The organism is Marmoricola sp. URHA0025 HA25, assembly GCF_054059435.1.
In genome coordinates, this window is sequence record NZ_JBSSCD010000001.1 from 3,733,831 (window position 1) to 3,755,934 (window position 22,104).

Below are 22,104 nucleotides of genomic sequence, written 5' to 3' on the forward strand. Positions count from 1 at the left end.
GCTCCGGTCCCGAGAAGGTTCGTCGCCCTTTGAGTGCAGCACATGGCGGGGACAGGAACCCAGTGGCAATCGAGAACCTGTGGATAACCAGGTATCACCGCTGTTACCCGGTGCCATCTTCTGCGGACCGCATCAGCAGTGTTCGATCGACGTCAGGACCAAGCTCTTGGGAGATGTTGTGACAACACCGAAGCATCCACTCCAGCCCATGACGTGGACGCCGCAGCAACTCGGCGACTTCGTCGACCAGGTTCGCAACGACCGGTTCTTTGCGCTCTGGATGCTCATCGCGACAACTGGGATCCCGATTAAGAGATTGCTCGACCTTCGACGACAAGACGTCGACCTGCAGGAGACCCGTCTGAGCACGAGTCCTGCCGATGCCGAGAAGCACCGTGAAATGCCCTTTGGCATAGCACGCAGTTACGCCCTCGACCCGGATGCCCACGAAGCGCTCCGCGAACATGTCATCGCCTGGGACAAGGACGTCTCTGGCGACGACCAGCGCTCGAAGCGCCTCTTCGTGTGGGCGGACGAAGCGCCGCTGCATCCGAAGTCCGTCGAGGTCCTGTTCCACCGGCACTGCCAGAAGGCCGGTCTACCCGTCGTCCCATTTCAGACGATGCGCCAGGCGTACGTCGTCGCTGCGATCGAGACCGGGATCCCGACAGCTGTGATCAGCGAGCGGCTCGGTCGCACCATCGCTCCGACCAGCACGAACCAGATTCGCCAGGTCGATCCCCCATTGGATCCGGCGCGTAGGGCTGCCGACGTGCGCAGGACGGCCGTCGCGCCGACCAGGAAGCCGCGCGACCCAGATCGGAGGCGATCATGTCACTTGAGAAGCTGCTGACGGTCGACCAGGCAGCGGACGCCCTCAACACGACACCGAGGTTCGTCCGGCGACTGATCGCCGAGCGCCGGATTTGCTTTCACCACGTCGGCCGACACGTACGAATCGCCGAACGGGATCTTGAGGCTTTCGTCGAGGCGGGGCGCGTGACGCCGCCTGACGGCTGGCAGAGCAGGAGCGCAGTCGGATGAGGAACCGCCGCCGCTTCGGCAAAATCCGCAAGCTCCCTTCGGGTCGTTGGCAGGCGTCGTTCGTCGGGCCCTCAGGCAGCCGACAGACTGCGCCCCACACCTTTGCCACGAAGACGGACGCCGACCGGTGGCTGTCCGCAGCCGAGCTCGACATCAGCCGCGGCACATGGCTCGATGAAACGGGTGGAAGCACACCGTTCCTCGAGTACGCCGAGCAGTGGCTCGAGGACAACCGTCGGCTCGGCCCGAGGTCGCGAGAGACACACGAGCGCAACCTGCGTATTCACCTCGCGCCGCTCGCCGAGGTACCCGTCAAGTCGTTGACCCCGGCGCGGGTACGCACGTGGTACGCCTCCGCGATGCGCGGTAAGGGCGGCAACACCTCGATCGACCAGTCGTACCGCTTGCTGCGCGCGATCCTCAACACCGCCGTCCGGGAGGGGATATTGGCCAAGAACCCCTGCCAGATACCCGGCGCCGGCACCACTCGCGCCAAGCGCCGCACCGTAGCGTCGCCGATGCAGGTCGCCGCCCTCGTCAACGAGGTTCCCGGTCCTTACAAGGCGGCCGTCATCCTGGCGGCTTGGGGTGGCCTGCGGCGCGGCGAGATCCTGGCGCTGCGCCGTGCGGACCTGGACCTCGAAGCCGGAACTGTCAGTGTCCACCGGAATCAGGTCGAGTTGCTCTCGTCACGCTCCCGCTTCGATGCCAAGCCCAAGACCGATGCCGGCTATCGAACTGTGGCGCTGCCACCTCATGTAATCCCGTACCTCCGCCAACACCTCCGGACGCACGCCGGCGAGAGTCGCCTGTTTGTGTCGAGGAGCGGCGGACCGATGCCGGGCGACACGCTGACCCAGGCGTTCTCCCGTGCGCGCGACCGACTTGGCATGGAGGGCTTTCGGTTCCACGACCTGCGGCACACAGGTCAGACGCTCGCCGCGGCGACGGGCGCCACGCTGGCTGACCTGATGAAGCGACTCGGCCACAGCTCACCGGCTGCCGCGATGAGGTACCTCCACACGGTCAACGGTCGGGACGAGGCGATCGCTGAGGCCTTGAGCGTGATCGCCGAGTATGGCGATGCGGCCAAGCTCCCGAGATCGGTAACGACCAAGTGATGGGGCACGTGGGGTGCACGAACCTCCAGATCTGCCTTCTGACCTGCGGTTTCGTTCTGCCTGAAAAGTGGAAGGTCGGCGGTTCGACCCCGCCCCTGCCCACCACACACGAAGCCGCAGGTCAGCTCGCTGGCCTGCGGCTTCGCCATTCCCGAAGGCGGGATGACGGTGGTCGAGCTCGGTGCGGGTGTTGGTTCAGCTCGGGCCCACGTCGAGGAGGATCCGCGCCATCGCCTCGGAGCGCTCCAACGCGGAGAAGTGGCCGGTGCGGGGCAGCGTGATGCGGTGGACGTCGACCAGCGCGTCCGCCACACGATCGCGTTCGGAGGGTCGGGACCAGTCGTTCTCGCTGTAGACCAGGGTGACCGGCGCGGAGACCTGCGGGTAGCGCTCCCGGGCCCGGTCGAAGCCCTCGATGCTGCGGACGAGCACCGCGCCTCGGCCGTTGCTCACCCTCGAGTAGTCACTCGGTGAAGGGTTCGGCTCCGGCCAGCGCGACATTCCGGCTACGCCTCGGGCCTCGCCGACCACGCGCCGAATTCAGCACTGATCGGGTCGGTCGAGCCGGCTGGTGTCATCGGGCCCCGCCCGGAGCTCCGAAGCTGGGACGGCGACATGCCGAACCACCGGCGTGCCGCACGGGTCAGGCTCGACTGCTCGCGCATGCCCACGAGAGCGGCGATCTGCGAGAACGAGAGCCTGGTGGTCGTGATCAGGTCCAGCGCGTGCTGACGGCGCGCCCGGTCCACCAGGTCCTTGAACCCGACGCCCTCTGACGTGAGCAGGCGCTGGAGTGACCGTGGATGGAGATCGAGGAGGCGGGCGGCCTTGGCGAGATCAGGCTGCTCGGGCCCCAGCTGGGCTGTCAGGATCACCGAGACCAGCTCGGAGACCGGCACGGCCCGATCGCTGAAGTGCGACTCGAGGAAGTCCATTGCGATGTCGAGCAGGAGGTGGTTGCCTCCCTGCACCGGCAGGTCCATGATCTGCCGCGGCACGCGCAGGACCGCATCAGGACAGTCGAACGCGACCTCCGCACCGAAGTGGTCGCGATAGACGCTTTCCGGAGCGAGCCGCGCGTGCGGCAGCTGGACCGATCGGAGCCCGTACGGCACGCCTCCGGCGACCAGAGCGACCGCGCGATGCGTCACCCCGAGCCCGTAGTCGATGCCCTGGGGCCAACCGTCACCGAGACTGTTGGCGAAGCGGACACCGAGGACCCCCGGGTTTCCGAGGGGGTCCGGGACGACCGCGTGGGAAAGGGCGGGGCTCAGCACGAAAAGGAAGCGGTTCGCGCACTCGAGCGCGTCGCCGACGGTGGGGGAGTTCTCCATGGCAATCGCAAGCGGACCCAGGATGTTGAGGTCCTGCTGGGCAGCCATCCGCAGGCCGACGTCGAAGGCGTCGAGCTGGTGCGCAGCATCGTCCAGGATCCGCTCCACGAGGCGCAGGCTGATGAAGGCATCGCGACTGGTGGGAGTGAGGGCATCGACCCCGTAGGCGGCCAAGAAGTCGTCGCCCGAGCCGCCGAGCTCGGTGACCAGCGCCGACAGGCCGTCGAGCACCGACGCCCGGATGGGTAGGTCGGTGTCGCGCAAGGACCATTCCTCGTCGTGTGAGGGCAAAGCACAATCCCGAGTTCGGAAAGCAAACTGCACATCCGCGGCGGAGTCGAGGTCGTCGTGCCCGTGGAGTCGCCACCTGGCGGGGACGACGATCCTCCGGGTCACGAGACGGCTCCTCGACCGGCCGATGCCTACGTGGGGTCGATCATCGGCACTTCGATCGCCCGTTTGAGCACCTTCCCGGTCGGTCCGAGCGGGAGCTCGTCGACGATCCGCACGATCCGGGGGTACTTGTCTGCCGCCACCCGCTCCTTGACGAACGCGGTGATCTCATCGGTTGTCGCCTCGGCACCAGCCTTCAGCATCACGACGGCAGCGACCTCTTCGCCGACCCTGTCGTCCGGCACGGCGATCACGGCCGACAAGTGCACCGCTGGGTGCTCGCTCAGCACCGTCTCGATGTCCGAGGGGTACACGTTGTGGCCGTTGCGGATGATGATGTCCTTCTTCCGGTCCACGATCTCTACGAAGCCGTCCTCGTCGATCGTGACGATGTCGCCCGTTGCGAACCAGCCGTCGGCGTCGATCACCGCGTCCGTCGCATCCGGGCGGCCGAAGTAGCCCGCCATGATCGCGTGCCCCCGCACGTGCAGCTCACCGACGGCACCGACCGGGAGCGGTGTCCCGTCGTCGCCGACGACCCGCTGCTCGATGCCCCACATCGGGGGACCGACCTTGCCGGGCTTGTGCCGGCCGGGACCGCAGACGTGCGTGATCGGAGAGGTCTCCGAAAGGCCGTAGCCCTCGTACAGCGGCACCCCGAACTCACCGAAGAGCTCCTCCCGGAGTCCGGCCGCCAGACCGCTCCCGCCCGAAGCCAGCCACCGGAGCGAGGACACGTCGCGCGGCTGCGAGCGCTGTTCCGCCAGCAGCGCTGCGTGCATGCTCGGCACGCCCATGAACAGGGTGATCTTGTGCCGCTCGATGAGGTCGAGGGCTCCGGCCGCGTCGAAGCGCGGCTGAAGCACCATCTCGACGCCTGAGCCGAGGCCGGCGTTCATGATGCAGGTCTGCCCGAAGGAGTGGAAGAACGGCAACGTGGCGAGCGCGACGTCGCCCTCGAGCAGGCCCACGGCCTGGCTGAAGAGGCGGGTGTTCCACATCAGGTTGTCGTGGGTCAGCGCGGCACCCTTCGGCGAGCCGGTGGTCCCCGATGTGTAGATGATCACCGCGAGGTCGGACGGGTCGGTCCGGACGATCGCGTCGTCAGCGGCCGGTGCCGCTGCAGCACTTTCCAGGAGGTCGGGCAGCCCGGTGTCCGGTCCGCCGGGAGGTCCCGCGGAGTACACCACCTGTACGCCGCAGGCTTCCGCGGCCTTCGCAGCAGCCTGGTGGAAGCCGCTCCACGCGACGACGACCGTCGGCTTGCAGTCACGGAAGATGAACTCGAACTCCCCCGCGCTCATCAGGGGTGACAGCGGAACGATCGTTGCGCCGGTCCGCAGCGCGGCGTAGTACACGATCGGGAACTGCGGCACGTTCGGCATCACCATGGCCACCCGATGACCCGGCCCTGCGCCGGCACCCGCGAACAGCCGGGCACACTGGCGCGCGAGGTCGTCGAGCATCTCGACCGGCATGGCCAGGTCACCGAAACGCAGCGCCACTCGCTGCGGCGCGTTCGCCCGAGCGTCCGACAGGATCTGCGCGACGTTGAGCATCACGACACCACCGACAGGAGAGCGATCACGCGCAGCGCCGTGACCGGATGGGTGATCAAGCCTCGCACCTTGAGGCTGCGGGTGGCGATGGCGCCCAGGATCCGGCCCCCGCGCCTGGTGAAGAAGCCGACGGGCAGCAGCCCGGACGCCTTCATCTTCAGCTGGGACAGGTCGAGGATCTGCTCGACGGTCGCCGTCACCGTCACGCTGGGCTTGCCGACGACATCGTTGGAGATCATGACTGCACTCGACCCGCAGGTGACGGTGCAGGTGCTGTCGATGTCGGTGGTGCTGATCGTCACCGGCCGGGTCAGCTTGCGCGCCAGCCGGATCCGATCGGGAAAGGCCTCGAGGTTCTGGCTCAGAAGGGTTGCCACGACGCCGGCGATGCCGTTGGCGTCGGAGCCGTCGTCGAGAGTGACCTGGTAGTCACTCGTAGCCGGGTTGGCCATCACTTCTCCTTGGGACTGCGCGCGGGCGGTTGATGGGGGCGTCGTCGGGCATGTCGGGCGCTCACTGCTGTGGAACCAGGTCGTGTCGGTCGGTCGGCTGACGAGACAAGGCGCCGGTCGTGTCCTCGCCCGGCACGGCGACGGCGTCACGATGAATCGCGCCTCGGCAGTCGCGGAGCGAGACGCCGCTGCCGCCCCGTGTCGTGGCGATGATCTCGGCGGCGATCGAGACCGCGGTCTCCTCCGGCGTGCGCGCGCCGAGGTCCAGCCCGATCGGCGAGGACAGCCTCGCGAGCTGCCACTCGGGCACCTGCACGTCTCGCAGGGCCTCGACGCGTCGTGCGTGGGTACGCCGGCTACCCATCACGCCGATGTAGCCGGCCCTCGTCTGCAGCGCGACCTTGAGGAGCGGGATGTCGAACTTCTCGTCGTGGGTGAGGACGCAGAGCACCGTGCTCTCGTCGACCTTCTCCGTCGCCAGGAACCGGTGCGGCCAGTCCACGACCAGGCGGTCGACGTCGGGGAACCGCGCCGGGGTCGTGAACACGGCCCTCGCGTCGCACACGGTGACGTGGTAGCCGAGGAACCGTCCGATGCTCGCCACGGCGGCGGCGAAGTCGATGGCCCCGAAGACGATCATGCGCGGAGGCGGGGCGAACGACTGGACGAACACCGAGGCCGGCGTCGGCGCACCGGTTGCCTGTTCGACCTCGGCGACGTCGGTGCCGGACGTGCTCAGCATCGCAGCCATCCGGGGCAGCAGATCGTTCTGGGACCCGAGGGCGGCCACGGGTCCGTTGAACCCGTCCTCGTCCAGGGAGAAGTGGTGTCCGACGTGGGTCCCGGAGGTGACGGTGGCGAGCACGATCGGGCGATGACCCTTGATCGCGTCGAGGATCCTGTCGAGCATCGGGTACTGCTCGTCGCCGACAGGCTCGACGAACACCTCGATCGTGCCTCCGCAGGTGAGACCGGCGGCGAACGCGTCGTCGTCGGTGACGCCGAAGCGCCTCACTTCTGCCCAACCACTCACGATGACCTGCTGCGCCAGCCCGTAGGTCTCTCCTTCGACGCATCCGCCGGAGATGCTGCCGAGCACCTCCCCCGATGCCGAGACCGCCATCGTCGTACCGGCCGGGCGGGGAGCAGAGCTCCAGGTCCGGATCACCGTGGCGAGAGCGAACGGTTCACCCCGGGAGCGCCAGGCGATCAACCCGTCGACGATGTCGCGCATCGGTCTCTCCTCTCCGTCGGTGGCGAACCCATTGGTCGCGTTCGCCGCGTTCGTGCTCGGCTGTCAGCGCGGTCGAACGCTGCCTCAGACGTCCCAGTCGGTCGACAGCTCACCCCACGCGCCGAGCAGGACGTTCAGCGCACGTGCGTTCTCGATGGCGTCCTTCATCGCCCCCTTGACCAGGCGCACCTTGCCCCCCATGACGAGGTTCGCCGCCGGAGTCTTTCCCTCGGCAGCCTCACGGAAGTGCTCGACCTTCCCGCTGAACGCGGCGAAGATCTGGTCGTCCGGGTAGAGCTCGGTCGCCGTCCACTTCACCACGCGACCGGCCACGATCTCGACGTGCGTGACCAGGTCCGGCCGATCACTGACGCCGAACCCCAGGATTCGATTGAAGTTGGCGGGATCCTTCAGGGCCTTCGCCTGGCGCTCTGCGAGCTCGCCGTGGTGCGCAGCAGCGGCGGCGGCGCACCACTCGTCGGAGAAGAACTTCAGCTGTTCGGTCATCAGGGTCGACTTTCCTCGGTTTGGTGGGTGGTTGTCAGGGTCGGCGATCCAGCGCGCGCTGGATCGCGCGACCGGTCACGACTCCGATGAGATGTCTGCGGTACTCCACGGGCGCGTAGCTGTCACCGATGACATCCACGCCGTCGGCCGCGTGCTCGACGGCACGCGCGACCGTGTCGGCGTCGAGCACGGCCCCTTCGAGCGCACGCTCCGCACCGGCCGACCGCAGCGGCGTGGTCGCGACGCCGGTCAACGCGACCCGCGCGGATCGGCAGGTGCCGTCCGGGTCGACGGTGAGGCTGACCGCGGCCGCGGCCACCGCATAGCCCGAGGCAGGGTGGGCGATCTTCACGTACGCCGTGACGGTGCCGGGCGCCGGCTCCGGGAGCTCGACGTGGGTGAGGATCTCGTCGTCGGCGATGTCGGCGGTGAACAGGTAGGTGAAGAGGTCGCCGATCGGGATCCTCCGTGCGCCACGCAGGCTCCGGACGTGCACGACGGCGTCCGTCGCCAGCGCCACCGCGGGCCAGTCTCCGGCCGGGTCGGCGTGGGCCAACGACCCGCCGAACGTCCCCCGGTTGCGCACCAGGGCGTCGGCCAGGTCTTCGCCGGCATCCTCGACGATCGGCCAGCTCCGGGCGACGTGCTCGTCACTGATGAGGCCCTCGTGCGTGACCAGTGCGCCGATCCTGAACCCTGAGGGTGTCCGCTCGATCCTCCGCAGGTCGTCCAGCCGGGAGATGTCCATCACCACGGCCGGGCTGGCGAGACGGAGCTTGAGCAGCGGGATCAGGCTCTGACCGCCGGCCATCACCTTGGTGTCGTCGGCGTTCGACGCCAGGATCGACAAGGCGTCCTGGAGCGTCTCCGGGGCGGCGTAGGCGAACGACGACGGGATCACTTCGCGACCTCCTGCAGTGCGGTCCACACCTTGGCCGGCGTGAGCGGCATGTCGAGGTTGCCGACGCCGAGCGGGCGCACCGCATCCATGACGGCGTTCACCACCGCGGGCTGGGAACCGATGGCACCCGACTCACCGATGCCCTTGACCCCGAGCGGGTTGACGGGCGACGGGGTGATGGTGTGTCCGGTCTCCAGCCGAGGCAGGTGGTGGGCTCGCGGCACGGCGTACTGCATGAAGCTGGCCGTCGTCGGCTGGCCGTCCTCGTCCCAGGTGAGACCTTCGTAGAGCGCCTGCCCGATGCCCTGCGCGACGCCTCCCTGGATCTGGCCGTCCGCGAGCTTCGGGTTGATCAGGTTCCCGCAGTCGTCGACCGCGACGAAACGGTCGATCGTGACCGCACCGGTGTCGCGGTCGATCTCGACTGCGGCGACGTGGACTCCGAACGGAGCCGTGAACCCCTTCGGGTCGAAGACCGCCATCTCCTTCAGCGTCGCCTCCATGCCCTCCGGGAGGTCGACTCCACGCCATGCCTCTACGGCGACCTCCTCGAAGGTCACCTGCGGGCCGCCGTCCGGGCCCTTGCTGAAGACTCCGTTGGCGTACGCGACGTCCTCGACGTCGGCGCCGAGCATGTGCGCAGCGAGCACGGTCGCCTTGGCCAGGATCTTCCGTGCGGCGAGGGCCGCTGCGGTGCCGCCGCTGGACATCGACCGCGAGTTGAACGTGCCGGTGCCGAAGTGGACGATGTCGGTGTCACCCTGGAGCACCTCGACGTCGTCGATGGGCACCCCCAGCTCGGTCGCCACGATCTGGGCGATCGAGGTCTCATGGCCCTGGCCGGCGGCATCGATGCCGACCTGGACGATCACCGAGCCGGTCCTGGTCACCGTGATGACCGACTGCTCCCAGGTCGCCCGGTCGAAGCCGATGAGCTGCAGCTGGTAGGAGTCCCCGAACCCGGCGAACTCGGTGTACACGCTGAGTCCGAGCCCGACGATCCTGCCCTCGGACCGGGCTGCTGCCTGCTCCTCCACGAGCTGGTCCCAGCCGATCATCTCCAGTGCCTTGTCCAGCGCCCGCTCGTAGTCGCCCGAGTCGTAGGTCATTCCTGTGGAGTTCGAGTACGGGAACTGGTCGGGCTGGATGAAGTTGCGACGGCGCAGCTCGACGCGGTCGATGCCCGACTTGGCGGCGAGCTCGTCGACCGCCCGCTCGATCAGGTAGGCGGCCTCCGGCCGGCCGGCGCCGCGGTAGGTCTCGGTCGTGCTCGTGTTGGTGAAGAGCCCGTGGATGTCGACGTCGGCGACCTCGATGTCGTAGACGCCCGGATAGGCCATGCCCGCGACCACCGGGATGCCGGCGCCCATGCCGGAGACGTAGGCGCCCAGGTTGGCGTACGTGGTCACCTTCAGGCCGAGGATCTTGCCCTGATCGTCCGCGGCCAGCGACACGTACTCGACGTGGTCCCGCCCGCCGGAGGTGCCGGTGAAGTGCTCGGCCCGGGTCTCCGCCCATCGCACGGGCCGGCGCAGTCGCCGGCTCACGGCGGAGACGATCACGTCCTCGGGATACAGGCACAGCTTCGAGCCGAACGCACCGCCGACCGCAGGTGTGACCACGCGGATGCGGTTCTCGGGAATGCCGATCGCCAGGGACAGGTTGCGGCGCACGACGTGCACGTTCTGGGTCCCGAGGTACAGCGTGAGCGTGCCCGTGCCCACCTGGTAGTCCGCGATCGAGACGCGCGCTTCCAGGGAGCACGCGTGCACTCGCTGGTTGACCAGCCGGAGGTCGACCACATGGTCGGCCGTCGCGGCCACGGCGTCCCAGTCCCCGGAGCCGAGGTGCCAGAGGTACGACGTGTTGCGCTCGTAACGGTCGTGCACCTGGGGTGCACCCTCTGCCGCGGCTCCTTCGGTGTCGACCACCGCGAGCCGCTCGGAGTACTCGACGTCGACGTGGAAGACGGCGTCGTCGGCCTGGACTCGGGTCTCGGCGATCACGACCGCCACGGCCTCGCCGACGTACTTCACGGCGTCCCGGGCCAGGGGGTAGCGCTCGGGAATGCCGTCCATGATCGGCAAGGTCCAGTCGGTCGGGACCGTGCCCATCTCGTCGTCGCCGAAGTCGGCTGCGGTGAAGACCGCGACGACGCCGGGCTGTGCGCGAGCGGCCGCGGTGTTGATCGAGACGATGTCCGCGTGGGCGAGGGTCGAGCGCACCAGCGACGCGTGCAGCATCCCGGTCAGGGTGATGTCCTCCGAGAACGTCCCGGTGCCGGTGAGGAACCGGAGGTCCTCGCGTCGCGGCACGGACTCGCCGACGTACTGCGTCGACGTTGCGGCGTCCGACGCCGGGGCACTACTCATGGGTGTCGCTCGACGTCGACGCGGACACCTCGACCAGGGCATCGACGATGTTCTGGTAGCCCGTGCAGCGGCAGATGTTGCCGATGAGCCCGTGCTGGACCTGCTCGGTCGTCAGCGGCTCCTCGCTGTCGAGGAGGTCCAGAGCCGTCATCACGATGCCGGGCGTGCAGAAGCCGCACTGCAGGCCGTGCTTGCGCCGCAACGCCTCCTGGATCGGGTGCAGCCCATCTGGGCCCTGCCCTCGCACACCTTCGATCGTCGTCACCTCGGAGTGGTCGACCTGGACCGCGAGGACCGTGCACGACTTCACCGCGCGCCCGTCGATGTGGACCGCACAGGCGCCGCACTGGCTGGTGTCGCAGCCGACGTGGGTGCCCGTGAGGTTGCGCTCCTCGCGCAGGTGGTGGACCAGAAGGGTCCGCGCGTCCACCTCGCAGCTCACCGGTTCTCCGTTGAGCGCGTAGGAGATCGCCACGCGGTGCGAGCCGGCGGACTTCGTGATCGCGTCGTGTGTCATGACTGGGGGCTCCGTTGCATCGAGGGTGGGCCGTTCTACCGTCGACGAGCCCGGCGTCGTGACGCTCGTCGTGCACCGAAGGCGAGGACGAGCACCGCCACCAGCGGGATCGCCACCGTCGCCGTACGTCGGACCAGCGCACCGCTGGCGACCGCGAGGAGGTCCAGGGGTTCTGCTGCCCCGGAGCCAGGGCCGCTGACCGACGACAGCGGCTCGACGTCCTGGGGGGCGAGCTCGTCCTCGGCCAGCTGCTTGGCGAGGGCATCGGCGAACTGGCCGATGATCCGGTCGCCGACGTCGGCCATCACGCCACGTCCGAACTGAGCGGGCTTGCCGGTGAGCTTGAGGTCGGTCTCGAGGTCCACGCGCGTCCGCGCGCCGTCAGCAGTCAGGTTCGCCACCACGGTGAGCGCCGCGCGCCCGTTCGTGCCGTCCTGGCCCTGGCCCTGCAGCACGATCCTGTGGGTCGCGGAGTCACGCTCCAGGAACTTCGCCTGTCCCCGGTAGGTCAGCTCGATCGGCCCGAGCTTGACCTTGCACCGACCGGTGATGTCGTCGCCGTCGACGGTGTCGACGGAGGCTCCCGGCATGCACAGGGCCGTTCTGCGAACGTCGTTGAGAACGTCCCATGCCGCATCGATGTGCTCGTCGACGTGGAATGAGTGCTCGAGTTTCACGTGCCGGGTCCTCGCTCGCGTGTGCCCGGGGTCGTGACGACTCGTCCGCGCAGCTGGGGTGTGGTGGCTGTCACGTAAAGATAGAGAACACTCACTCTCATGTCAATGTACCGACCAGCGCTTCCCGCACCCCGCACCGCGGTTCGGGCCGACGCTCGCGCCGACCTCCTCCGGGCCCTGAAAGCCGGACAGCTCGACCTCGTCAGGATCCCCGCCGCCCGTGAGGGGCGTGCAGGGTCCGAGCGACGAGGTCGAGCTGCGGTTCGGGTGCAGCGGCTCGCTGCAGGAGACAGGGGTCCGGGTCAGGCGACCTCGAACAGCCCTGCAGCGCCCATGCCGGTGGCCGCGCACATGGTCGTCACGACGTACTTCGCACCGCGCCGCTTGCCCTCGATCAGCGCGTGCCCGACCTGGCGCGCGCCGGTCATCCCGTACGGGTGGCCGATGGAGATCGCGCCGCCGTTGACGTTCAGCAGCTCGTCGGGGATGCCGAGCTGGTCGCGGCAGTAGGCAACCTGCACGGCGAAGGCCTCGTTGAGCTCCCACAGGTCGATGTCGGAGATCTTCAGGCCGAACCGCTCGAGCAGCCGCGGGACCGCGAAGACAGGGCCGATGCCCATCTCGTCCGGCTCGAGCCCGACGCTCGTGTAGCCGCGGAAGTATCCCAGCGGCTGCGCGCCGCGGCGCTCGGCCTCCTCACCACTCATCACGACGACGGCCGAAGCCCCGTCCGAGAGCTGGCTGGCGTTGCCGGCCGTGACACAACCCTCGGGGCGGACGACCGGCTTGAGGGCCTGCAGTCCCTCCAGGGTGGTGTCCGGCCGGTTGCCCTCGTCCTTGGTCAGGGTCACCGTCTGGTACGAGACCTCGCCGGTCTCCTTGTCGACGATCTTCTTCGAGGTCTCCATCGGCACGATCTCGTCGTCGAACTTCCCTTCGGCCTGAGCCCGCGCGGTCCGCTGCTGGCTCTGGAAGGAGAGCTCGTCCTGGATGTCCCGGCTGACCTTGTACCGGTCGTACACAACCTCCGCGGTGTCGATCATGTGGGTGTAGAAGTCCGGCTTGTTCTTCTCGATCCACGGCTCCGGGGTCATGAACTGGAACCCGGGCACCTGCACCATGCTGATCGACTCGACCCCGCCACCGACGGCGACGTCCAGGCCCTCGTTCAGCACCTTGTACGACGCGAACGCGACCGCCTCGAGGCCCGAGGTGCAGAACTTGTTCAGGGTGCTGCCCGGGACGGAGACCGGCAGCCCGGCGCGCACCGCGATCTGGCGGGCGATGCCGCCGGCCGCGACGTCGGAGGGCATGGCGAGCCCGACCGTGATGTCCTGGACCTCGTCGGGATCGATCCCCGCCCGCTCGACGGCGTGCTTGACGACATGTCCGCCCATCGTGGTCGGGTGTGTGTCGTTGAAGGCTCCCCGGTAGGCCTTTCCGATCGGCGTACGGGCAGTGGAGACGATGACAGCTTCGCGCATCGGTGAGTCCTCAGATCGTGAGTTGTGTGGTGGATGGTGCTTGCGAGTGGGGGTCCGGGGAGCTCAGCGGCCCACGTAGTTGCCGGCCCGACGCTCCTTGAACGACGCCAGGCCCTCGGCCGCGTCCTGGGTGCCGAGGATCTGCGTGCGCAGCGGCGCGATCAGGTCGAGGCCCGCCTGTAGACCCTCGTCGTGCACCTTCCGCGCCACGGAGAGGGTGTCGCGCACGCCGAGCGGCGCGGCACTCGCAACCATCGTGGCGAGCTCGGTCGCCCGGGCCTTGAGCTGGTCGGCCGGAACGACCTCCTGGACCAGGCCGAGCCGGTGCGCCTCGGTCGCGTCCAGGGCGTCCCCGGTGAGCAGGTAGCGCATGGCGTTGCCCCAGCCGATCCGGTCGCTCCAGCGAGCGGCGCCGCCGCCGAAGGCGAAGAGGCCGCGAGCAACCTCGGGCTGACCGAAGAAGGTGCCCTCCGCGGCGATGATCATGTCGCCGGCGAGAGCGAGCTCCATCCCGCCCGCGAAGCACATCCCGTGCACGGCCGTGATCAACGGCTTCGAGAGGCGAGCGCCTTCGGTCCCGAAGGGGTCGTACTCGTCCGGGCCGTAGCTCATGCCGTCGCCCTCGACGAGCTCCGAGAGCCGGGTCAGGTCGGCCCCGGCGCAGTACACCGCGCCCTCGCCGTACAGGACGGCGCAGCGCAGGTCGTCGTCCTTGTCGTAGCGCGCGTAGATCTCGGAGATCTCCGCGAACATCTCCGGCGTCAACGCGTTCCGCTTGTCAGGCCGGTCGAGCCCGATCAACAGCACGTGACCCTGGACTTCGGTGACCACACGACCGGTCGCCTGACTCTTCTCTGCCTGCACCTCGGTTGCACTGCCCGACATGTTCGGTCCTCTCCAGGGGAATGGGACCTTCACGATAGAGAGCACTCTCTTCCGCGTCAAGAGACCGCGGTCACCAGCGATGTTCACCGCCGTCGCCGACGGCGGATTTTGGCACAGGAGAGAACATTCACTACCATCGACGCATGGTACGGACTGCGAAGACCAATGCGCCGGACCCTCGGCAGCGCCTGATGACTGCGCGCGGAGCTGTTCTACACCGAGGGGATCCGGGCCGTCGGGATCAACCGGCTGCTGGAGGAGGCGCAGGCTCCGATCATGAGCCTGTACCGCATCTTCGGCTCCAAGGAGGGGCTCGTCGAGGAGTTCCTCGTCGACAAGGACAAGCGAGTTCGAGCCAGGTTCGAACGCGAGGTCGACCGCATCGCCACCACCCCGAGGGAGCGCGTCCTCGCCGTGTTCGACGCGCTCGGCGACGTGGTTGCGGACCCGGAGTACCGCGGCTGCACCTTCATCAACGTCTCGGTCGAGATGGCGGACCCCGACCATCGGTTCGTCGCCATCGCGGTGGCGCACAAGGAGTTCATGCGGGAGGCGTTCGCCCGCTATCTCACCGAGGCCGGGCTTCGCGAGACCGAGCCGCTCGCCACCCAGCTGGTGATGCTGGTCGACGGGGTCTTCGTGAACACCCAGATGCACCCGGACCACCCGCAGGCCGCCCTCCAGGCACGGATGGCCGCCGAGACGCTCCTCGACGCCGCCCTCGCCGCCCAGGTCGACAGCGCGCAGCCGAAGTCGCGGAAGCGGACCACTCGACCTTCACGATCCCGCCCCGGGCGCTGAGGCGACTCTCGCCCACTGCGGGCACGCCGGCAGCTCTCCGGAGCTCGCCCTGCACGTCTGCTTGATCCGGCGCTCGAGCCGGCGGGCCGCTACGGGCCGGGCACGTCGACGTCGTGGCCTCCTGCCAGGTCACCGCACTCGATCCCGTCCACCTCGTGACGCTGCAGGTAGGCGCGCGCGCCCTCGTCCCCCAGGGCCTCCGCAGCCACGGGCCCCCAGTGCGCGCGCCCCAGCAGCACCGGATGTCCGGCCCGGCCGTCGTAGACGGCGCGAGCCAGGACGTCCGTGGTCGCGAGTCCGGTGAGCCGGCGCGCGACGTCGGGCCCCACGTCGGGGAGGTCGACCAGGTGCACCAGCGCGGCGTCGGCGCCGGAGGTCGCGACCGCCGCGAGCCCTGCCCGTAGGGACGCACCCATTCCGTCGGTCCAGTCAGGGGCGATCACGACGTCGACACCGTCGGGTACGAGGCGTCTCGCTTCTCGGGCGCCCGCACCCAGCACGACCAGCACCGGATCGCAGCCGCCTTCGCGCAACGTGTCGACCGAGCCCGCCAACCAGCCGTCGACGAGCGCCTTCGGGATGCCGTAGCGGATCCCGGCGCCCGCAGCCAGGAGCACGCCCGCGACCGACCCGGTCTGCCCGCGGGTCACGGCAGTGACAGGTCGGCGGCAGGGAACATCTCCGCGAACGCCTCCCGGGCCGTCGCGTCTCCGGTGACCGCGAGACGGGGCGCGGCCTCCTTCAGCGTGCTGGTTCCACGACACACCTCGACGAGCGCGGCGGCGCTGCCCGCGAGGGTGAGGTCGGGAGTGCCCCGGCGATCCGCGTCGACGAGCCTTCCGGCGCGCACCTCCAGCCAGTGCTCCTCCCCGTCGAGGTCCAGGCGCAGGAGCAGGTCGCGGCCGGCAGCACGCGTGGGGTCGAACAGCGCCCTCAGCACTCCACGGACGGCACTGCGTGGTCGCACGTCCTCGTCGGCCGGATCAGCCAGGAACGGGACTCCGAACCTGGCCAGCGCCGTGAGCACCGGACGGATGCGCTCGCCTTCGGCGGTGAGTGCGTAGACCGTGCGGGCCGCGGGGGGCGGCAGCTCGCGCTGCTCCACCAGGCCGGCGTGCGCGAGATCCCGCAGCCGCTCGGAAAGCAGGTTCGACGCGATGCCCCGCAACGCCGTGCGAAGGTCGGTGAACCGCTGCTCGCCGAACGAGAGCTCCCGCAGGATCAGCAGCGTCCACCGGTCGCCGACACGGTCGAGCGCTGCGGCAATCCCGCAGTACTGCTGGTAGCTCTTCTGGACCACGCCCCGACTCTAGGCGAGATCTACTATCTCTATCAAGCGATTGATTTTCTAAACCAGCGTGCTCTAGAGTCGGCCCATGCCTTCGCCCTCCCAGCAACGCGAGACCAGGCCATGGCTCGTGCTCGGCGTCGCCAGCATCGCCGTGTTCATGGCGTTCCTGGACACCCAGGTCTTGTTCGTGGCGTTCAACGACATCCGGCGGAGCTACCCGTCCACGTCCCTCTCGACCATGTCGTGGACGCTGTCGGCGTACACGATCGCGCTCGCGGCGACGCTGGTGCCCGCCGGACGGATGGCCGATCGGTTCGGCCGCAAGCGGCTCTTCGTCATCGGCCTGCTCGCGTTCACCCTCGCGTCGGTTCTCTGCGCCCTCGCCCCGACCGCCGGCCTCCTCGTGGTCTTCCGGGTCCTTCAGGCGCTCGGCGCCGCCACGCTGTTGCCCTCCTCCATGGCACTGGTGCTGTCGGTCTTCCCCCGGCCGCAGGTCCCGGTCGCGGTCGCGGTCTGGGGATCGGTCGGAGCGCTTGCCGCGGCGATCGGACCGACAGCCGGCGCACTGCTGGTGCACGCGTGGGACTGGCGGGCGGTCTTCCTGGCCAACGTCCCCGTCGGCCTGATCGCGCTGGTGCTCGCCGTCCGGGTGCTTCCCGAGTCCCGCGAAGCGGTCCGTGAGCGCTTTCCCGACGCGCTCGGGATCCTGCTGCTCGCCGGAGCGCTCGCGCTCATGGCGCTGGGCATCGTGCAGAGCAACGAGTGGCACTGGATCTCGACCCGCACCTTTGCCGCACTCGTCGGCGGGGCCGCAATCCTGGGTTGGTTCGTACGCCGCAGCCTGTCGGTGCCCCATCCCACCCTCGACCTGACGCTCTTCGCGCTTCCTGCGTTTCGCTGGGCCAACATCGCCACGTTCTCGTTCACGATCGGCTTCACGGCGACGTTCTTCGCACTGATCCAGTTCATGACCGGTGTCTGGCACTACGACATCGTGCGCGCAGGACTGGCGTTGATGCCCGGTCCGGTGCTGGTGATGATCCTGGCCCCGCAGCTGGGTCGGGTCGCTGCTCGTTTCGGGCAACGTGCACTGCTGATACCGGGCGGGTTGGTCTACGCGACGTCAGGCGCCTTCCTGCTGACGTCGCTCGACGACGCCCCGCACTGGGTGGACCACATGCTGCCAGCTTCCCTTCTCTCCGCCGTCGGCGTGTCGATGGTGGTCCCCCACCTGACGAGCGCCGCCGTGCAGAGCCTGCCCCGGGACGGGTTCGGAGCGGGATCTGCGGTCAACCAGGCGATCCGCCAGCTCGCCGCGACGTTCGGGGTGGCGCTGACGGTGGCGCTCCTCGGCGTCGTCACCCCCCAGAACGCGGTCGACCACTTCCAGCGCGTCTGGTGGATGCTCCTCGCCTCGGGCGTGCTGACGTCGCTCGCCGCCCTAGCGCTGCCGCGGCGACAGAGGTCGCCATCGGTGGAGAGCGCCGTGCCGGTCGCCGGCACCCAGGCACGGTCCGCATCCGGGCCGGCAACCGCCTAGTTGGCGCGCCCCGTCGTGCTGATGCCGCCGTCGACCGGGATGAGTGCGCCCGTCACGAAGGTCGACGCGCGCGAGGCAAGGTAGATCACGGCTCCGGCGATGTCCTCGGGCGTTCCGACGCGTCCGACCCTCGTCATCCCGCGGAACTCATCACCGTGGTCGCGCAGCGCGGCCTCCATCATCTTCGACGGGAACGGGCCCGGGGCGATCGTGTTCACCAGGATGGTCGGCGCGAGCTCGGCAGCAAGGTGCGTCGTGAGGTGGTGGACCGCCGCCTTCGATGCCGAGTACGCGAAGTTGTCGAACGCCGGCACGATGATGCCGTCGATCGAGCCGATGTTGATGACCCGCGCCGGGTCGCCCTCGGACGACGCCTTCTCGAGAAGGGGTCGGGCGAACCGGGTCATGTTGAACAGCCCCTTGACGTTGAGGTCCATCACCCGGTCCCATCCGCTCTCGGGGTAGTCCTCGAGCGGAGCGCCCCAACTGGCTCCGGCGTTGTTGACCAGGATGTCGATCGAGTCCGTGTGCTCTGCGACCTCCTCGACGAGCAGTCGGCACTCGCCCTCCTGGCTGAGGTCCCGTGCGAACGCGTGCACGGTCCCGAGCCTCCCGAGCTCGGCCGCCGCCTCGTCGCACGCATCCGCCTTGCGCGAGGAGATGAACACCTCGGCGCCGGCCGACAGCAGGCCTTCCGCGATCATGTAGCCGATCCCGCGGGTGCCGCCGGTGACGATTGCCTTCTTGCCTCGGACTGAGAAGAGCTCTTGCATGGTCAGGTCCTCACTGTGGGTGTGGTCGGGTCGAGTGACGTCGAAGCGTCAGCGACCCTCGAAGACGATCTCGTGGTGGTTCGCCCGGAACTTGCGGGCTCCCTGCCCGATCAGCGCCCCGACGGCGTTCTGCATGTCCCGCGTCTCGAACACGACGGTCGCCTCGTCGAGGACGAAGGCGTCGGCGGACCGGGAGTCGTGCGTCAGCGCGTGCCGGATCATCCTCTTGGTCAGCCCGTGGGCCACCGCCGGGCCGCGCGCGATCCGTCGCGCGACCTCGAGAGCCGCCTCGTGCAGCTCCGCGTGCGGCACCACCCGGTTCACGATGTTCCACCCGGCGAACTGCTCGGCGCTGTAGTCGCTCGCCGTGTAGACGATCTCGCGCGCGATTCCGGGTCCGCAGCGCTCGGCGAGCCGGTAGGCGCCCCCGAGGAAGGTGGTGACCCCGATCAGTGCCTCGACCTGCGAGAACACCGCGTCGTCGGCGGCGTAGATGAAGTCGCAGGCCAGTGCGAGCTCGAGCCCGGCCGCGTAGCACAGGCCGTTGACGGCGGCGACGACGGGGAACGGCGCGTCCTCGATCGCCCAGATCACCTCCATGGCCTCGGAGAGGAACTCCCGCGCGGCCTTCCGGTCCTTGTCCAGGAACAGGCTCACGTCGGCGCCACCGGAGAAGATCGGTGACTCGGACCGGATGACCATCGCCCGCGCACCCTTCTCGGTGGCCTGTGCGACGGCATCGAGCAGACCGGCGATCTGGCCGTGGTCGAAAAGCTCGGCGGGCGGGTTGAGCGTCGTGACGACGGCGACATCGTCGACGAACTCGAGGTTCACCTGGCTCATCGGGAACTCCTGGCGTCGGGGAGGCGGCCGAGTGCCGGCCGCGCGCTAGACTAAATCGTCTAGACTAGATCGTCAAGAACCTGGGCATGGTAGCCACGGGGCTACGCTTCCCGAGGTCCGGACCGGAGAAGGAGGGCGAGTGGCGCAGCCAGTCAGCCGCAGGAGCGCGGTCGGCGAGAAGCCTCTGTCGCACCGCGACCGCCTCCTCAAGCAGGGCACGCGGTCCTTCTACGCCCTGGGATTCCACGGGACCACGGTCGATGCGATCCTGGAGTCCGCGGACGTCCCGAAGGGGTCCTTCTACCACCACTTCGGGTCCAAGGAGTCGTTCGCGCGGGCCGTCCTCGAGCAGTACATGCAGTTCCAGCTCGACCTGCTCGCCGGGTGGGCGGAGCGCGACGACCTGACCACCAGCCAGAAGGTGGAGGGCTACTTCGACGAGATCGTCTCGATCTTCCTCCGGTCGGAGTTCGGGCGGGCATGCCTTGCCGGCAAGTTCTCCGCCGAGCTCGCGGCGTCCTCGGAGTCGTTCCGTGCGCAGCTCAACGACGACTTCAGGCGCTGGACGACCGCGCTCGCCGCTCTCCTCGCGCAGGGCCAGGACGGCGCCGAGATCCGCACGGACCGCACCGCCGAGGACCTGGCGACCACAGTCCTCGCGCTGGTCCAGGGAGGCTTCGTCCTGGCGCTGTCCGATCACGACGACAGCTCCCTGCAGTCGGTGCGCACGACGATCGCAGCAGTCCTGACCCCGCCGGCCTGAGGATCGCCATCGCGCTCGTTCGGGGCTGACAACGGCCTGGCGGCCGGACCGTGGCCTCGAGGTCACGGTCCGGCTGTGCCGGGTGGTCAGATTCGGCGCATCAGCGCGAGGAGGGTGCTGGAGACCTTGCCGTAGGGCGGGTAGAGCATCTGGCCGCCGGTGCGTCCGAAGATCGAGCGCTGGTACATCACCGGCCGCAGATGCGACATCGCGTCGAACCCGTCACGACCGTGGTAGGCGCCGTACCCCGATCCCCCACGTCCGCCGAAGGGGAGGTCGTTCTGCAGGTAGCCGATCATCAAGTCGTTGACCACCGCGCTCCCGCTGGGCACCCGCGCCAACCAACGCGCCTGGTTCCGCTTGCCACTGCTCATCACATACAGCGCCAGCGGCGTCGAACGAGCGTTCACGAAGTCCACCGCCGCGTCGTCGCTGTCATACCCGATCACCGGAAGCACCGGCCCGAAGATCTCGTCGTTCATCACGGTCGCGTCAGCCGGCGGATTGACGATCATCGTCAGCGGGAGCTGGCGGCGGTCGCGGCCGAGGTCGGGATCCTCGACGCTGATCACGTCGAGACCGAGCGCGTGCGCCTCGGTGACGTAGCCGTTGATCCGGTCGTAGTGTCGCTGGTTGAGGACCGCGGTGTAGTCGGGGTTCCCGGCCGCCTTCGGGTACAGCTTGCGCGCCGCCTCCTGCGCTGCCGTCGCGAACTCCCTCTCTCGTCCACGCGGAACGAGGACGTAGTCCGGTGAGATGCACACCTGGCCACCGTTGTAGAGCTTCGCCCAAGCCACGTTGGCCGCGGCCCTCTCGATCGGGTAGTCCGCATCGACGATCACCGGGCTCTTGCCGCCCAGCTCCAGGGTCACCGGGGTCAGGTTCTCGGCTGCCGCCCTGGCCACGATCTTGCCGACCTGCGTCGAACCGGTGAACAGGAGGTGGTCGAAGGGCAGGGTCGTGAAGACCGAGGCGACCTCGCCGCCGCCATCGGTGACGTAGAAGGTGTCGCGGCTGAAGTTCTCCTCGATCAGCCGCTTGAGGACGGAGGAGGTGTGGGGCGTGAACTCGCTGACCTTCAGCATGACCCGGTTGCCGGCGGCGAGCGCCGTCGCCGCCGGGATCAGTGCGAGGTGCAGCGGAAAGTTCCACGGCGAGACCACACCCACGACACCGAGGGGCCGCGGCTCGACGCGGTTCTTCGCGGGCTTGAACCACACCGACACGGCGCGCCGGCGAGGAGCCATCCAGGATCGGAGGTGTCGCCTCATGTAGCGCAGGAAGCTGACGGTGCCCACGATCTCCGACATCTCGGTCTCGAACGCAGCCCTCGTGCCGAAGTCGGCATTGGCGGCCTCGACGAGGATCAGCCGGTTCTGCTCGACCAGGCGTTGCAGCTTGAGCAGCGTCGCCCGGCGCTCGCGCAGCGATGGTGCCGGGCTGCCGCCGAACGCGGCGCGCTGCTCAGCAAAGACCTCATGGAGAGCCGTCGCATCGGCCGCAGCTGCCTGCCGGATCCCCGTCGGCTCCAGCGTGCTGCGGCGCGGCCTGGCCACGGCCTTCGGTTCGGGCTTGTGCGTGGTGGACATCGTCGTTCCTTTCCAGGGTCGAAG

The 22,104-nt window shown here is 68.8% G+C and carries 23 protein-coding genes and 1 tRNA gene; 7 read left to right on the forward strand and 17 right to left on the reverse strand.

Going from position 1 to position 22,104, the window contains the following annotated elements; genetic code table 11:
* Window positions 1-208: 208 nt before the first annotated feature.
* From ACVW00_RS18375 to ACVW00_RS18390, 4 genes are all read left to right on the forward strand, one after another.
* A complete protein-coding gene (locus tag ACVW00_RS18375; protein ID WP_457112338.1) occupies window positions 209-853 on the forward strand; it encodes a tyrosine-type recombinase/integrase in 645 nt (214 codons plus the stop codon).
* Window positions 832-1,044: a helix-turn-helix domain-containing protein gene (locus tag ACVW00_RS18380; protein ID WP_457112339.1), complete on the forward strand. Its 213-nt coding sequence runs from the start codon at window positions 832-834 to the stop codon at window positions 1,042-1,044. Before ACVW00_RS18375 ends, ACVW00_RS18380 begins: the two co-directional genes overlap by 22 nt.
* Window positions 1,041-2,165 carry a tyrosine-type recombinase/integrase gene (locus tag ACVW00_RS18385; protein ID WP_457112340.1) on the forward strand — a complete coding sequence of 375 codons (1,125 nt, stop codon included), beginning with the start codon at window positions 1,041-1,043 and terminating at the stop codon, window positions 2,163-2,165. The genes ACVW00_RS18380 and ACVW00_RS18385 overlap by 4 nt, the downstream gene beginning before the upstream one ends.
* A 2-nt stretch (window positions 2,166-2,167) precedes the next feature.
* Window positions 2,168-2,270, forward strand: a tRNA-Ser gene (locus ACVW00_RS18390).
* Window positions 2,271-2,360: 90 nt separating this feature from the next.
* On the opposite strand, the gene ACVW00_RS18395 is transcribed toward ACVW00_RS18390, so the two are convergent.
* The 12 genes from ACVW00_RS18395 to ACVW00_RS18450 form a co-directional block, all read right to left on the reverse strand.
* Entirely contained in the window at window positions 2,361-2,618 is a 258-nt protein-coding gene (locus ACVW00_RS18395) for an alpha/beta fold hydrolase (protein ID WP_457112341.1), read from the reverse strand.
* A gap of 53 nt (window positions 2,619-2,671) precedes the next feature.
* The gene (locus tag ACVW00_RS18400; protein WP_457112342.1) at window positions 2,672-3,763 is read right to left on the reverse strand and encodes an AraC family transcriptional regulator ligand-binding domain-containing protein; all 1,092 of its coding nucleotides are present in this window, start codon (window positions 3,761-3,763) and stop codon (window positions 2,672-2,674) included.
* A gap of 158 nt (window positions 3,764-3,921) precedes the next feature.
* Window positions 3,922-5,451, reverse strand: coding sequence for a class I adenylate-forming enzyme family protein (locus ACVW00_RS18405; protein ID WP_457113139.1), 1,530 nt, complete (start codon window positions 5,449-5,451; stop codon window positions 3,922-3,924).
* Window positions 5,451-5,903 carry a hypothetical protein gene (locus ACVW00_RS18410; protein WP_457112343.1) on the reverse strand — a complete coding sequence of 151 codons (453 nt, stop codon included), beginning with the start codon at window positions 5,901-5,903 and terminating at the stop codon, window positions 5,451-5,453. The genes ACVW00_RS18405 and ACVW00_RS18410 overlap by 1 nt, the downstream gene beginning before the upstream one ends.
* A gap of 61 nt (window positions 5,904-5,964) precedes the next feature.
* Window positions 5,965-7,137, reverse strand: a complete 1,173-nt coding sequence (locus ACVW00_RS18415) for an XdhC family protein (RefSeq protein WP_457112344.1) — start codon at window positions 7,135-7,137, stop codon at window positions 5,965-5,967.
* Window positions 7,138-7,221: 84 nt separating this feature from the next.
* Window positions 7,222-7,644 carry a hypothetical protein gene (locus ACVW00_RS18420; RefSeq protein ID WP_457112345.1) on the reverse strand — a complete coding sequence of 141 codons (423 nt, stop codon included), beginning with the start codon at window positions 7,642-7,644 and terminating at the stop codon, window positions 7,222-7,224.
* A 34-nt stretch (window positions 7,645-7,678) separates the two neighbouring features.
* The gene (locus ACVW00_RS18425) at window positions 7,679-8,545 is read right to left on the reverse strand and encodes an FAD binding domain-containing protein (protein ID WP_457112346.1); all 867 of its coding nucleotides are present in this window, start codon (window positions 8,543-8,545) and stop codon (window positions 7,679-7,681) included.
* Window positions 8,542-10,917, reverse strand: coding sequence for a xanthine dehydrogenase family protein molybdopterin-binding subunit (locus ACVW00_RS18430; protein WP_457112347.1), 2,376 nt, complete (start codon window positions 10,915-10,917; stop codon window positions 8,542-8,544). The genes ACVW00_RS18425 and ACVW00_RS18430 overlap by 4 nt, the downstream gene beginning before the upstream one ends.
* Window positions 10,910-11,434, reverse strand: coding sequence for a (2Fe-2S)-binding protein (locus ACVW00_RS18435; RefSeq protein ID WP_457112348.1), 525 nt, complete (start codon window positions 11,432-11,434; stop codon window positions 10,910-10,912). The genes ACVW00_RS18430 and ACVW00_RS18435 overlap by 8 nt, the downstream gene beginning before the upstream one ends.
* Before the next feature lie 35 nt (window positions 11,435-11,469).
* On the reverse strand, window positions 11,470-12,111 hold the full coding sequence (locus ACVW00_RS18440) for an SRPBCC family protein (RefSeq protein ID WP_457112349.1): 642 nt from the start codon (window positions 12,109-12,111) through the stop codon (window positions 11,470-11,472).
* Window positions 12,112-12,413: 302 nt separating this feature from the next.
* Entirely contained in the window at window positions 12,414-13,595 is a 1,182-nt protein-coding gene (locus tag ACVW00_RS18445; RefSeq protein WP_457112350.1) for an acetyl-CoA C-acyltransferase, read from the reverse strand.
* A gap of 63 nt (window positions 13,596-13,658) precedes the next feature.
* Window positions 13,659-14,480: a crotonase/enoyl-CoA hydratase family protein gene (locus tag ACVW00_RS18450; protein WP_457112351.1), complete on the reverse strand. Its 822-nt coding sequence runs from the start codon at window positions 14,478-14,480 to the stop codon at window positions 13,659-13,661.
* Window positions 14,481-14,687: 207 nt separating this feature from the next.
* Between ACVW00_RS18450 and ACVW00_RS18455 the strand changes: the two genes are divergently transcribed.
* Window positions 14,688-15,281, forward strand: a complete 594-nt coding sequence (locus tag ACVW00_RS18455; RefSeq protein ID WP_457113140.1) for a TetR/AcrR family transcriptional regulator — start codon at window positions 14,688-14,690, stop codon at window positions 15,279-15,281.
* An 89-nt stretch (window positions 15,282-15,370) separates the two neighbouring features.
* Here ACVW00_RS18455 and ACVW00_RS18460 read toward each other — a convergent pair whose 3' ends face one another.
* Window positions 15,371-15,931, reverse strand: a complete 561-nt coding sequence (locus ACVW00_RS18460; protein WP_457112352.1) for a nucleotidyltransferase family protein — start codon at window positions 15,929-15,931, stop codon at window positions 15,371-15,373.
* Window positions 15,928-16,581, reverse strand: coding sequence for a winged helix-turn-helix transcriptional regulator (locus tag ACVW00_RS18465; RefSeq protein ID WP_457112353.1), 654 nt, complete (start codon window positions 16,579-16,581; stop codon window positions 15,928-15,930). Before ACVW00_RS18465 ends, ACVW00_RS18460 begins: the two co-directional genes overlap by 4 nt.
* Before the next feature lie 76 nt (window positions 16,582-16,657).
* On the opposite strand from ACVW00_RS18465, the gene ACVW00_RS18470 reads away from it, so the two are divergent.
* Window positions 16,658-18,112 (forward strand): DHA2 family efflux MFS transporter permease subunit, encoded by a 1,455-nt coding sequence (locus ACVW00_RS18470; RefSeq protein ID WP_457112354.1) that lies wholly within the window; start codon window positions 16,658-16,660, stop codon window positions 18,110-18,112.
* On the opposite strand, the gene ACVW00_RS18475 is transcribed toward ACVW00_RS18470, so the two are convergent.
* Together ACVW00_RS18475 and ACVW00_RS18480 are read right to left on the reverse strand one after the other, a co-directional pair.
* Entirely contained in the window at window positions 18,109-18,885 is a 777-nt protein-coding gene (locus ACVW00_RS18475) for an SDR family oxidoreductase (protein ID WP_457112355.1), read from the reverse strand. The two genes, ACVW00_RS18470 and ACVW00_RS18475, sit on opposite strands and share 4 nt — an antisense overlap.
* Before the next feature lie 48 nt (window positions 18,886-18,933).
* Window positions 18,934-19,728, reverse strand: coding sequence for an enoyl-CoA hydratase/isomerase family protein (locus ACVW00_RS18480; protein ID WP_457112356.1), 795 nt, complete (start codon window positions 19,726-19,728; stop codon window positions 18,934-18,936).
* A gap of 139 nt (window positions 19,729-19,867) precedes the next feature.
* On the opposite strand from ACVW00_RS18480, the gene ACVW00_RS18485 reads away from it, so the two are divergent.
* Complete coding sequence (locus ACVW00_RS18485) at window positions 19,868-20,491, forward strand: TetR/AcrR family transcriptional regulator (RefSeq protein ID WP_457112357.1); 624 nt, start codon at window positions 19,868-19,870, stop codon at window positions 20,489-20,491.
* Window positions 20,492-20,577: 86 nt separating this feature from the next.
* Here the strand turns inward: ACVW00_RS18485 and ACVW00_RS18490 are convergent, their stop codons facing one another.
* Window positions 20,578-22,080, reverse strand: coding sequence for a coniferyl aldehyde dehydrogenase (locus ACVW00_RS18490; RefSeq protein WP_457112358.1), 1,503 nt, complete (start codon window positions 22,078-22,080; stop codon window positions 20,578-20,580).
* Between the last annotated feature and the right edge of the window lie 24 nt (window positions 22,081-22,104).